The sequence below is a fragment of the Frankia sp. CoBUL1 genome (genome assembly GCF_978021245.1).
Genome location: NZ_CDXDOS010000088.1, coordinates 1 through 12,550, shown reverse-complemented (window position 1 = coordinate 12,550; position 12,550 = coordinate 1). Strand labels below are relative to the sequence as shown.

Here is a 12,550-nt window from a genome sequence, read left to right as displayed (position 1 = left end):
TAGGCTGGCTTGGGCGGGGCTGGGAGAGGTAGATCGTGACGATGATGCTGACGGCCGGGCGGGGTCTGGCCGATGATGGTCGGGTGGACGAGTCCGAGCCGGTGGTGGGGCGGCCTGACCCGGAGGTCGAGCCGAAGGCGAAGCGGCGGACGTTCACGGCGGAGTACAAGGCGCGGATCCTCGCGGAGTACGACGCGGCCGAGCATGGTGAGAAGGATGCGATCCTGCGTCGGGAGCGGTTGTACTCGGCGCATCTCGTGGAATGGCGGCGGGCGAGGGTAGGGTCGCGGCGTTGTCGAGGAAACGTGGCCGGCCGGCGGCGGACCCGCGGGACAGGGAGATCGAGCGCAAACATTCAGCCCGGGCGGCGTGGGTGCCGTTTGATGGCATGACGTGATGCCGGTCGGGGCGGGTGTGTCTCCGGTCGGTGGGTGTTGTCGGGTGGGGGTTGTGTTTCAGGCCGGGGCGGCGGGCGGCCAGTCGGGGATCCAGGCCCGGCCGGTGACGACCTCGCGCAAGGTCGTCATGACGTCGCGGCCGTGTTTGGCGGCGGTGCGCAGGTAGCCGAGGATGGTGTAGCGGTCCTGGGTGACCGTGTTGCTGGTCAGCCGCCCGGAGATGTTCTGCTGCAGCTTCGCGGGGCGTAGTTCGCGTTCGGCGTCGTTCGAGGTCGCCGGGATGGCCGGGTCGGTGAGGAACCGCAGCACGTCGGCCTGCCGGGTGCTGAGGAACTCCACGAGCAAGCGGGCGGGGCGCTCGCCGGGGTGGGTGCCGTGCGAGGTCGTGGCGAACATCCCGACCTTCACGCCGTCGCGGAACAGGGCAAGCAGGTCCTCGACGCTGGCCGGCGCCGGTCGTGCCGGGGGTGTGCAGTAGCGGCAGTGCGCCGGGTCGTGGCGCGCGGCGAGGTCGGCGGCGTGGCGGGTGAGGTTCGTGTGGTGGATCAGGCCGCGCAGCGCGTCGGCGATCTGCCCAGGCCAGTGCTGGTCGGGGTAGGTCTCGGCGGCGGCGGTCAGGTCCCTGATCAGGTGCTGGGCGCAGAACTGGTGGACCAGGCCGGGGAACTCCACGTCGTCGGGGTCGTGCGCGCCGTCGTCGCCGGTCCCGTCGGTGAGCGGGTCGCCGACGGCGGGGTTGAAGAAGTCGTGGTCGTAGAGGTGGTAGCGGTCGTGGACGACGGTCGCGCCGGCGGCGGCGAGTTCGCCGAGCACCGAGGTCTGGAACGTCCGCAGGTCGCGGTCGCCGAGCAGGAAGTGGGTGTACAGCTCGGTGCAGGCGACCAGCAGGTGGCGCTTGGCGTCCTTGCGGCCGGCCATGGCAGCCGCGGGCCGACCCTGATCGGGGTCTCGTCCATCACGACGACCGCGCACAGGGTGATCAGCGCCCGGCTCCGCTGGTGCGCCGCCGTGAGCGCGGCCGCGACCGTGTTCAGCAGGCCGTGCACGAACCCGGTCGACGGCGCCGCGCCGGTCAGCGAGGTCAGCAGGTCCACGCACCGTCCGACCGGCAGGTGGTGCACGACCATCAGATAGACGCACCAGGCCCGCAGGTTCGGCCCGTAGCCGATCGGCCCGCGGTGCGCGCCGTCCGGGCGGGTGGCCTGGTGGACCTTCCCGCAGGCGCATGCCAGCGCGTGCTGGTCGTACTGGGTCACCCGGGCCGTGAGCAGCGGGATCTCGACCTGCGGGTAGGAGTCCACGACGCCGAGGTCCCGGGCCGTGCCCCCTCCCAGGGCCGTGGCCAGGTCGTTCCCGCACCCACACCGGCCCTCCGGGAACCGGTCGACCTGCTCGTCGGGGTCCTCGACCCGGGCCAGGTGCGTACCCGGCGCGCCGGGCTGCCCCCCACGCCGACGCTGCTGCCCACCGCCGGTACGGGTCTTCCTCGGGGCCGGCGCAGGCCTCCCGGGCTGGTCGTCCTTCGACGACGGGAACGAGGAGTTGCCGCTGTTCCGCGACATCAGGTGCTCCAGCCGGTCGAGCCGGGCCGCGAGGTCCTCGTTGACCGCGGCGAGCTTCTCGTTCACCACGACCAGCCGCTCGGTGTCCGCGATCCGCCGCTCGTTCTCGGCCCGCAACGCCGTGTTCTCCTCCGCCAGCCAGGCGACCAGCACCCAGACCAGCCACGGCACGGCCGCCGACGCGGCGGGCGTTGGCCTGTCGTGGGAAGGGCCGTCCGGTGTGGGCACACCACGGATCTAACGGGTCGCAACCCCACGCCATGCAGCGACAGGGCCATCACTCACCCAATCCGCCTGGCCACCCGTCAACCCCGGCAGACCGTCACCGACAGCCACAACAAGCCCCATGATCGTCACGCCGCGCGAACCGGCTGAAGGTTTACGTCGGGTGCTTCGTCAGGCTTCCGGCGCCATATGTGCAAGCAGGGGGGACATCGGCGGTGCTCGTACCGGCACGCTGCGGTCTTGCCGCTCAACGCCCGCGGTATGCGTCGGCGCGGTGCTCTACGGCGGTCACGAGAACGATGCGGTTCTCCTCGTCGATCTCATAGAGCACCCGGTACATGCCTCGCCGCGCCGACCAGGTTCCAGCGTAGGGCGGGTAGAGGAGACGCTTACCGAGCCTGTGCGGGTTCTCCAGGAGCGTCGTGGTGATGAACTCGTGTACGGCCGTGGCGACCTTTTCCGGTATACGTCCAGCAAGCGCGCGGGCCGCCGGACCGGTGATCTCCAGACGGTACGGCCCGGCAGCGCCCGTCATGACGAGCGTCTCCTGGCACCCGGCGCGGCGCGCTTGGCCATGAGCGCCGCCAGGTCCTCGGCGTCAAGCACGTCGCCGGCCTCGACAGCGGCGCGGGACTCGGCCAACTGCCGCATGGTCTCGCGGTTCGACAGCACCTCGACGGTCTCCTCCAGCGCCGCGAGGTCGTCGGGCGAGACGAGGATCGCCACGGCATGACCATGGCGTGTGATCTCTACCCGGTCATGGGTTCGCTCGACGTCGTCGAGCAGCTCTGAGAGGCGGTTCCGAGCATCCGTGAAGGGCAGCGTCGTCACGATCTCAGTCTACGCTCAAGTGGCGTGAAGTTAAGGCAGAACTCGCGGCTCGAATCGGCCACAGAGACAGTCGGCCCGGAGGCCATGCGCACTGGCCAGGGCGCACTGGGTGGCAACTCGGCCGTCATCCGCGCAGATCCCGAGCCCGCCGCGTGGGGCCGAGCCGCGGCGGGCACCCGGGCCATACCGACGACGAAGACTGCCGAGCCGTCCTACAAGTGCGTGTGTATCCCAGGGATGGTACAGATCGTCCTCGCGCATGCTCGCGCCCTGCTGACCGGCACACCCGAGGGTCGTATCGCCTATCTGAACGCCGACCTGCGGGAACCGGGGAAGATCCTGGCTTCGGCCGAGGTACGCGACACGCTCGACCTGAGCCGCCCCATCGCGCTTTCCCTGATCGCGATCATGCATTTTCATCCCGATTCCGAGGATCCCTACGGCCTTGTCCGTCGCTACCTCGACGCCCTGCCCTCGGGTAGCTGTCTGGCGTTCACTCATTGCACGGCCGATGCCGCGCCGGGGGAGGCCGGACGGCTTGTCGAGGTCTACCGGCAGCGGGGGATTCCCCTCACGATGCGTACCCGCGCCGAAGTCGAACGTTTTTTCGACGGTCTGGAGCTCGTCGAGCCGGGAGTGCAGATCGTCCATCGCTGGCGGGCCGAGGTGACCCCGGACGGCCCGACCGATGCCCAGGTCAACTGGTACGGCGGTGTCGCCCGGATGCCCTGACCACTGACCCGCGCGAGCGTTCACGAGGTCGGGTCCGCATGATCGCGCGGGGTCCCATGCGCGGTGGCCACGTTGTGGGGGGCAAGGCACGGTCCGGGGACTGCGGAGCGTGCCCAGGTCCCGCGCATTCACCGGCCGACATGTCGGACCCGGGTGGGATGGTGGCTTTCGTCGCCGATGACGATGGTGTAGCCTGTGAACCGAGTACACAGAAATCAAGTACACAGCATTCGTGGCGGGTCGTCGAGGCCCGGTGGATGCCGAGGGGGGAGACGCGCCGTGGTGGAGCCGGAGGCCGAGGGTGGGCTGTTCCCCGTGCCGCGGGGGGTCCCAGGGGCGCGGGCGGCGCCGCCTTCGCCCGCCGCGCCGGGGGGCGTGGGCGGCACCGGCGCGGGCGACGGGGCCGGTGCGGACGCCGACGGCCGTACGGCCGCGGAGGTCCTCGACGCGCCACAGCTCTTCGAGCCGGCGGCGTCCTACGAGGTCCGGGATGCCTTCGCCGAACTCGTCCGCCGGGATCTGCTCGGCCCGTGGGGCGGCGAGCGCGAGCAGTTCCACCCCAGGGCGATGGGCCCGCGCGAGCGGTACCTCGTCGGCATGCTCGGGCCGAAGCCGGCTCCGCGCGGTGCCCGGGAGGCCGCCACCGCGGACGTCGTCGCCGACACGGAGACGGCTGTGCAGGGCGACGCGGACGCCGACCTGCCGGAGATCGCCACCCCGCAGAACCGGGGGCGGATCTGGGCGTCGTCGATGGGACTCTCCTTCGCCGTGCCGGCCGGAAGTGACGGGCCGGCCGGAACCGACGGCACGGATCCGGTCGACGTCCTCGCCGTCACGGCGGCCTGGGGGCATTACACCAAGCGGGAGGTGGAGGACGACGAGGGCCGCAAGCGCAGCGCGTGGACCCGCGAACCGGTGGTCTTCGCGAACCGGGAGATCCGCCTGGACGATCACCTGGGCGTCGGTTCCCGGCGGATGCCGCTCGTCGGCGACGACGAGACCGGGGTCTTCCTCGTCGTCGCCGTCCGCGAGCGCGGTGCCCGTCGCGTCGTCGAGCTGACGCTGGTCAACAGCCAACCGGAGCCGCACTCGTCCGCGGACACGGCGTGGCTGTTCCAGCCGACGCTGTCGGTGACCGCGCTGGACGGCGCGCGCGCCGTCTTTCTGCCCGTCGACGATCCCGCGGACGAGTGCCCCGGCCCCGGCCCCGGCTCCCCCGCGGGCGGCGCGCCGCTCGCCGGCGCGCCGCCCCTCGACGCGGATCACGAGGATCTGCATCTCCAGCTGCTGTACCGGGGGAGCGTCGCTACGCGACCGGTCGCAATGTCGCGGTGCATCCGCACGTCCGGTCCGGTGACGCGGTGCGCCCACCGGCTGGAGACCACCTGGCTGCCCACCTACGACGTGCCGGCGACGGTCGCGCCCGCCGGGCCCGGCATGCCGCTGGCCGGGGTCGAACTGGCCATGGACACTCTCGCCGTGGCCGGGCCCGCCGCCCTGCGGCGCGGGTTGACGCCCCTCGCCGACGGTTACGCATCCTGGCTCGACGAGCGCGAGGCCGAGGTCGCGGGCCTGCCGGCGCGGCTGCGCCCGGCCGCTCGCACGGCAATCGGCGACGCCCGCCGAGCGGCGGACCGCATCCGGGCCGGTATCGCCCTGCTCACCGACCAGGACCAGCCGCGCCACCGCGAGGCGCTGGCCGCGTTCCAGTTCGCCAACGAGGCGATGGCCGCCCAGCGCCGGCACACGGCGATCGCCCGGCTGCGCGACGAGCAGGGGCTGGACTACGCTGCGGCCGCCGCTGCTGTGCGGGCCCGGGGCGCGGGGGAGGCCTCCTGGCTGCCGTTCCAGCTCGGCTTCGTGCTGCTCAACCTGCCCTCCCTGACCGACCCGGCGCACCCGGAACGGGCCGCGGACGCCACCGCCGTCGTCGACCTGCTGTTCTTCCCCACCGGCGGTGGCAAGACCGAGGCCTACCTCGGCCTGACCGCCTACACCTTCGCGATCCGCCGCCTACAGGGGACCGTCGGCACCGGCGCCACGGCCCGCTCCGGCGAGGCCGGGGTCGCCGTCCTCATGCGGTACACGCTGCGGCTGCTCACCGCCCAGCAGTTCCAGCGGGCCGCCACCCTGGTCTGCGCCGCCGAGGTGCAGCGCCGTGCGGACCCGGCGACCTGGGGTGCCACGCCGTTCCGCATCGGTCTGTGGGTCGGCGGCGGGGTGTCCCCGAACCGGTTCGAGGACGCCCGCGACCAGGTCGGCGAGGCGCGCGAGGCCGGCGACGGCAAGCGGGCCAACGTCCTGCAGACCCTGAGCTGCCCGTGGTGCGGCAGCGCGCTCGGGGCCCATACCGACGCCCACGTCGACGAGGACCTCCGCCGGGTGCTGCTGTACTGCCCGAACGGCGAGGGGGCCGACGCCTGCCCGTTCTCCCGGCGGGCGGCGCCCGACGAGGGCCTGCCGGTGCTCACCGTCGACGAGGAGATCTACCGCTACGCCCCGAGTCTGGTCATCGCCACCGTCGACAAACTCGCCCAGCTGCCCTGGCGAGGCGAGGCGGGGATCCTGTTCGGCCGGGTGAGCCGACGCTGTCCCCGGCACGGGTACCGCCACGACGACCTCGACGCCCGCACCGGCTGCGGCGAGCGTCACCACAGCCGCGGCAGGCGGCCCGCCGTGACCAGCGAGCCGGTCGTCCGGCTGCGCCCGCCCGATCTGATCATTCAGGACGAGCTGCACCTGATCTCCGGTGCGCTCGGCACCACCGTCGGCCTGTTCGAGAGTGCGGTCGACGAGCTGTGCACCTGGCTGGTCCCGGCCGGCGCGCTCACCGGCCCGAAGATCGTGGCCTCGACGGCGACCACCAGGCGGGCTCGCGACCAGGTGCTCGGCGTCTTCGGCCGCGGCCTCGCCGTCTTCCCGCCCCAGGTGATCGACGTGACCGATACGTTCTTCTCCCGGCGGGTCCCGGTCACCCCCGCCACCCCGGGCCGGCGCTACCTCGGCGTCTGCGCGCACGGGACGAGGATGAAGTCCGCCGAGATCCGCCTCGCTGAGATCCTGCTCCTCGCCGGCCAGACCCTGTTCGACCGGCACGGCACCCCCGCCGAGCCCTATCTGACCCTCGTCGGCTACTTCAACGCCACTCGCGAGCTCGCCGGCATGCGCCGCTACCTCGACGACGACGTCACCACCCGGGTGCGTACCCACGGCCGGCGCAAGGGGCTCGCCAACCGCATCGTCACCGGCACCGGCATGCTCGCGATCTCGGAGCTGACCTCCCGGGTCTCGTCGGCGGACATCAGCGAGGTGCTGGGCCGCCTGGAGATCCCCTTCGACCCCGAGCTCGACACCTCCGCGCGGCGGGAGGCCGTCGCCGAGAACGTCCGCGCATCGTTCCGGAGCAGGGAGCGGGACCGGCGGGCACCGCACCCCCTCGCCGAGCGCACCCGCGCCCGGAGCAACCAGGACCGGATCCCGGTCGACGTGGTGCTCGCGACTTCGATGCTCCAGGTCGGGGTGGACGTCTCCCGGTTCGGGCTGATGGCCGTGATCGGCCAGCCGAAGAACACCGCCGAGTACATCCAGGCGTCCTCCCGGGTCGGCCGGGACGCCGGCCGCCCGGGTCTTGTCGTCACCCTGTACAACTGGGCCCGGCCGCGGGATCTCGCTCACTACGAGGACTTCGAGCACTACCATGCGACCTTCTACCGGCAGGTGGAGGCGCTGTCCGTGACCCCGTTCACCCGCCGCTCCCTCGACCGGACCGCCACCGGCACGTTCGTCGCCGCCGTCCGGCACGCCGACGAGGCGAACACTCGCAACGTCGACGCCCACGACGTGGACCTCGCCGGTCCGACGGTCAGTGGAGTGATCGACCGGCTGCTGGCCCGCGCCGAGGCCGTCGCCGGGCCGCGCGGCCGGGAGTACCTCGAAGAACGGATCCGGCAGCTGATCGAGAGGTGGGAGCTGACGAGGACGGGCCCGTCCCGGATCGGTTATCGCACGGCCGGGGGACAGCAGCGGGTCACCGGCCTGCTGGAGCCCGCCGGGCACGTCCGCTGGGACGTTCTCACCGTCGCCCAGTCGATGCGGGAGACCGAGCGCTAGATCAACCTGCTGGTGCCCGGCCCCGCCGAGATCTTCACCCCCGCCTACGGCGAGCCGGACTGGGCGTTCGGCGCGCCGCCGGACGCCGACGGTACCGGTGAGATCGGCAGCGGCGGTGAGATCGGCAGCAGCGGTGAGATCGGGAGCAGCGAGGTGGACGACAGGGACGAGGTGGACGACGAGGCCGCCCCGGTCGGGGACGAACTGGGGGAGACGGCCTTCGCGGCGGCACGGGCGGGCCGTCCGGCGCGGTCGGCCCGCGCGGCGCTCCCGGGGAGGGGTATCTGATGGTCACGGCGTTCCACCGGCGGGTCGGCGCGGTCCGGCCCAGCCACCTGATGTTCACCAGCGGTGTCGGCGCGCTCGTCGACCTGCCGAACTTCTCCGCGATCGTCCGCGGCGTTGACGACTGGGACTACCGCAACGTCCCCGAGTACCAGCCGATCGTCGAGCCGCGGTTGCTCGCCGCCGTGCGGCGGCTGTACGACCGGGGCGTCACCGAGCTGCGCCCGGCCTCGTGGGCGGAGACCGATGCGGGCGACCGCAGTGGGCAGGGCGCCCGCATCGGCGTGCCCACCGTGCCGTTCCCGAACTGGCTGCGCTGCACCGCCTGCAACGAGCTGGACGTGATCGCCTCCCGCGCGTTCGGGTTCGAGAACCCGTGGCTGACCCGGCCCCAGGACGCCCGCTTCTTCCACGGCACCTGCGGGCGGAAGAAGACCGGCCGCCGGCCGCTCGCGGTGGCGGCCCGTTTCGTGCTCGCCTGCACCGCGGGTCATCTCGACGACTTCCCCTACCCGATGTTCGTGCACCGGGGCGCGCAGTGCGCCAGGGCGAGTCATCCCCGGCTGCGGATGGAGGACCGCGGCGGTAACCTCGGCGCCAACGTCGAGATCCGGTGCGTGAACTGCGACGCCCGGCGCAACATCCGGGAGGCCATGGGTCGTCGCGGTGCGGGGCACCTGCCACGCTGCCGGGGCCGCCATCCCCACCTGGGGACCTTCGCCGATGGCGGGTGCCCGCAGGAGTCCCGCCTGCTCGTCGTCGGCGCCTCCAACCAGTGGTTCGCCCAGACGCTGTCGGTGCTGTCGGTGCCGCGGACCGGCGCCAGTGAGCTGGCGGTCAAGGTCGAACAGCACTGGGAGGTCTTCGAAAAGATCAACAATATGGCGATTCTGGACTTTGCCCGCTCAGTGCCGATCCCGGTGTTCCGTCAGCTGGAGACGTGGTCGAACGCCGAGATCTGGGCCGCGGTCGAGCGGCATCGCGCCGCGATCGCAACCGGCCCGGCCCCGGGTTCCGACGCCGACGGCGAGCGGTCCTACCCGGATCTGCGCACCCCGGAATGGGAGATCTTCTCCTCCGCCGTCCTCCCGGAACCCACCGACGATTTCGCCCTGCGCCGCGAGCCAGGCGGTGTGCCGGCGCCGCTTGCCGGCTGCTACGCCGACGTCGTGCAGGCCGAACGCCTGCGGGAGGTACGGGCGCTGACCGGGTTCACCCGGCTGGACGCGCCCGACCCGGACGACCCCGACCTCGTCATCCGGGCGCCGCTGGCCCGTGGGCCGGCTTCCTGGGTACCGGCGAGCGAGGTCCGCGGCGAGGGCATGTTCCTGCGGGTGCCCGAGGAGATCCTCGGCCCGTGGGCGCGCCGCGTCGCGGACAGTGTCGCGATGCGCGAGCACCGCGACGCCTACAGCCGATTCCGGGTGAACCGCTACTCCGACCGGATCGCCGCGGACTTCGACCCCATGCAGGGCTGGCCCGGGGAGCGCTTCCTCGCCCTGCACACCCTGTCCCACCTGCTTATCCGGACTATCGCGCTGGAGTGCGGCTACAGCTCGGCCAGCCTGAGCGAACGCATCTACGCCGGGGACGACGGCGACCCGCGCGGCGGCATCCTCATCTACACGGCCGTCCCGGACGCGGAGGGCACCCTGGGCGGGTTGGTGTCGCTGGCCGAGCCCGACCAGCTGCTCCGGCTGACCCGCCGGGCCCTCGCCGATGCCCGGCACTGCTCGTCCGATCCGCTGTGCGCCGAGCGGCTGCCGTCGGCGCCCGCCGACTTCCTGCACGGCGCCGCCTGCCACGTCTGCCTGTTCGTGTCCGAGACGACCTGCGAGCGTGGCAACCGCTTCCTCGACCGCCGGTTCGTCGTGCTCCTCGGAGACGAGCCGCAGGACCGCGCCCTCGCCCTGTTCGGCGGGCTGCCGTGAACGGGCTGCCGGTGAAGACCAGCGGCCGGGACACGGCGAGCTCTGCGGCGGACACGGCGAGCTCTGCGGCAGACGCGGCGAGCTCTGCGGCAGACACGGCCACGGCCGCAGACACGGCCACGGTCACCGCCACCGACATCGCCCGGCTGGCCGGAGTCGGGCGGGCCGCGGTCAGTAACTGGCGGCGCCGGTTCGCCGACTTTCCCGCACCCGTCGGGGGGACGTCGACCAGCCCGCTGTTCGCGCTGGCCTCCGTGGCGGACTGGCTCGCCCGGCATGACCGACCGTTCCAGGTCGAGGCGGCCGACCAGGTGTGGCAGCGGATCCGGGGGGCCGTCGATGATCCACGCCTCGGTGAGGTGACCGGCTATCTCGGGGGTTTCCTCATTTATCGTCAGCGGGATCCCGCGGGCGCCACGGCACTGCTCGGGGAGAGCGACGCGGTGGCGGCCGTATCCCTGGAACCGGCGATCGCCCGCGCCGTGCCGGAGCTTCCCGGTGGTTTCCCCGATACCTGGGAGACCGGGTGGGTGGCGATCGCCCGGGTCGCCGCCGAGGCGGCGGACCGGCACGGCCACGCGGAGCTCTTCGACGCGCTGCGCGCCCGCTACCGCGAGGTCTGCTCCCGGCAGGTGGCGGAGCCTCCGCGGGCGGTCGGGGAGCTGATGGTGACCCTCGCCGGCCTGCGCGGCCGGGCGGGGGCCGCCACGGTGCTCGACCCGGCCTGCGGGATCGGCGGGCTGCTGGAGGCCGCCCGGGCCGCGGGGGCGGGCCGCCTGCTCGGCCAGGATGTCAACCCGACGATGGCGCGGGTGAGCGCCGTCGGACTGCTGCTGCGGGGTGGTGACGCGCGGATCGTCGCGGGCGATTCGCTGCTCGCCGGCACCTTCGCCGGGGAACGGGCCGACGCGGTCCTGTGCGCCCCGCCGTTCGGGCAGCGTTCCTGGGGCTACGACGAGCTGCTCGGCGCACCGTGGTGGCGCCACGGTGTTCCACCGCGGGGGGAACCCGAGCTGGCCTGGGTGCAGTACTGCCTGGCGCACGCCCGGGACGGCGCGCAGGTGCTGGTCATCATGCCGGCGGCCGCCGCGTCGCGCCGTGCCGGGCGCCGCATCAGGGCGAACCTGCTGCGCGCCGGGGAGTTGCGCGCCGTGCTGGGGCTGCCGCCCGGCCTGTTCCCGGCGGGATCGGCCCCGGATCTGTGGGTGCTCCGCCGCGGTGCCGGCCCCGATGCCGGTTCCGGCGGGGCCGGGGCGACGCCCGCTCAGGTGCTGCTGGGCCTGGCGTGCGATGAGATCGCCGTCGTCGAAGCGGCCTGGGCGTTGTTCGTCGCCGCTGGCGGGTTCGGCGGCGACACCGCCGCCCAGGCGGACCAGGTGGCCGACGACGCCGATCTGCCGGCGGGATTCCGGCGGATGTGCGTTGCGGACCTCCTCGACGACGAGGTCGACGTGAGCCCGCGACGCTACATCGACCATCCTCCGGAAAGAACCGCTGTCGGTGAGTTTCCCGCGGTCGGTGAATTCCCCGCTGTCTGGGAGAATTTCCTGGCGACGGTGGCCTCGTTGTCCTCGGCGGTTCCCCTCCTGACCCCACCGAGGGGATCCGGACCGGCGGACCGGCCGGCTTCGTTGGGCGTCACGTCGAGCGTCACGATCGGTGAGTTGGCAAAAGCCGGATCGTTGACGATCCTGATGGCCCCGTTGCAGACCAGGGCCGGGGTCGGTGACCTGCCGTTGCTCACTGCGGGCGATGTCCGGCATGGGCGGGGCCCGTCGAGCCGGACGGAGGAACTGGCCGGAATGCTCGTTCTCCGGCCCGGCGACGTTGTCTGTGTGACGGCGTCGGGGGAGACCACGGCCCGAGTCGTCGAGGACGCGGGCGTCGTTCTCGGGCCGCGGGTGGTGCTCCTGCGGGGCGATCCCGACCGGCTCGATCCGTACTTCCTGGCCGGGATCCTGCGGGCGGCCGGCCATCGGGCGCACGGGCGATCCGGTGGTGGCGCGGATGCCCGGGCCGCCTGCCGCTCGGGTGGATCGTCGCCGCGCGCCGACCCGCGGCGGGTCCGGATACCGGTTCTCCCGCTGGCCGAACAGCGTTCCCGGGGGCTCGACTTCCAGCGCCTCACGATGGTCGAGAAGTCGCTGCGCAACGCGGTGGAACTGGCCGGGACCATCGTCCGGCTCGGTCATCTCGGAATCGCCGACGGAAGCCTGCGGGGCGGGGAGACAGGTGCCGGGTAATGACACCCCTGCCCGGTACACAGGTCCGGCCGAAGCCTTCTCCTGGTGACGCTGAAGGCGGCGCGGTGCAGCCGGGATCAGCAACCCGACAATGCCGTGGCCGGCCGACAATGCCGTGGCCGATGCCGTTTCCGGGTGGGGGTAGTGTTCCCGGGGATCGGGCGGGAAGGGACCAGGGCTGCGCGAAGGTCGCGTGGTGTGACGGCCTGTTGCGTTAAGTGAGCCTTTCCGCG

Annotated in this window: 8 protein-coding genes and 2 pseudogenes; 6 read left to right on the top strand and 4 right to left on the bottom strand. The window is 72.7% G+C overall.

The window, feature by feature from the left end; genetic code table 11:
- Positions 1 to 83: 83 nt before the first annotated feature.
- Positions 84 to 278 (top strand): annotated as a pseudogene (locus tag AC08OX_RS08940) (IS3 family transposase); the annotation flags it as partial.
- Between the two features lie 177 nt (positions 279 to 455).
- Here the strand turns inward: AC08OX_RS08940 and AC08OX_RS08935 are convergent.
- The 4 genes and pseudogenes from AC08OX_RS08935 to AC08OX_RS08920 form a co-directional block, all read right to left on the bottom strand.
- Positions 456 to 1,316, bottom strand: coding sequence for an IS66 family transposase (locus AC08OX_RS08935; protein ID WP_476607378.1), 861 nt, complete (start codon positions 1,314 to 1,316; stop codon positions 456 to 458).
- A 26-nt stretch (positions 1,317 to 1,342) separates the two neighbouring features.
- Positions 1,343 to 2,113: pseudogene (locus tag AC08OX_RS08930) on the bottom strand (DUF6444 domain-containing protein); the annotation flags it as partial.
- A 319-nt stretch (positions 2,114 to 2,432) separates the two neighbouring features.
- Positions 2,433 to 2,720 carry a type II toxin-antitoxin system RelE family toxin gene (locus AC08OX_RS08925; protein ID WP_011437076.1) on the bottom strand — a complete coding sequence of 96 codons (288 nt, stop codon included), beginning with the start codon at positions 2,718 to 2,720 and terminating at the stop codon, positions 2,433 to 2,435.
- A complete protein-coding gene (locus AC08OX_RS08920; RefSeq protein WP_476607377.1) occupies positions 2,717 to 3,016 on the bottom strand; it encodes a type II toxin-antitoxin system Phd/YefM family antitoxin in 300 nt (99 codons plus the stop codon). Before AC08OX_RS08920 ends, AC08OX_RS08925 begins: the two co-directional genes overlap by 4 nt.
- Before the next feature lie 84 nt (positions 3,017 to 3,100).
- Between AC08OX_RS08920 and AC08OX_RS08915 the strand changes: the two genes are divergently transcribed.
- The 5 genes from AC08OX_RS08915 to AC08OX_RS08895 all read left to right on the top strand — a co-directional run bounded on the left by AC08OX_RS08915 (position 3,101) and on the right by AC08OX_RS08895 (position 12,317).
- Positions 3,101 to 3,748 (top strand): SAM-dependent methyltransferase, encoded by a 648-nt coding sequence (locus tag AC08OX_RS08915; protein ID WP_476607376.1) that lies wholly within the window; start codon positions 3,101 to 3,103, stop codon positions 3,746 to 3,748.
- Between the two features lie 279 nt (positions 3,749 to 4,027).
- The gene (drmA, locus tag AC08OX_RS08910; protein WP_476607375.1) at positions 4,028 to 7,858 is read left to right on the top strand and encodes a DISARM system helicase DrmA; all 3,831 of its coding nucleotides are present in this window, start codon (positions 4,028 to 4,030) and stop codon (positions 7,856 to 7,858) included.
- A gap of 12 nt (positions 7,859 to 7,870) precedes the next feature.
- The gene (locus tag AC08OX_RS08905) at positions 7,871 to 8,146 is read left to right on the top strand and encodes a hypothetical protein (RefSeq protein ID WP_476607374.1); all 276 of its coding nucleotides are present in this window, start codon (positions 7,871 to 7,873) and stop codon (positions 8,144 to 8,146) included.
- Positions 8,146 to 10,074, top strand: coding sequence for a DrmB family protein (gene drmB / locus AC08OX_RS08900; RefSeq protein WP_476607373.1), 1,929 nt, complete (start codon positions 8,146 to 8,148; stop codon positions 10,072 to 10,074). Before AC08OX_RS08905 ends, drmB begins: the two co-directional genes overlap by 1 nt.
- On the top strand, positions 10,071 to 12,317 hold the full coding sequence (locus AC08OX_RS08895) for an HsdM family class I SAM-dependent methyltransferase (RefSeq protein ID WP_476607372.1): 2,247 nt from the start codon (positions 10,071 to 10,073) through the stop codon (positions 12,315 to 12,317). Before drmB ends, AC08OX_RS08895 begins: the two co-directional genes overlap by 4 nt.
- Positions 12,318 to 12,550: the final 233 nt, after the last annotated feature.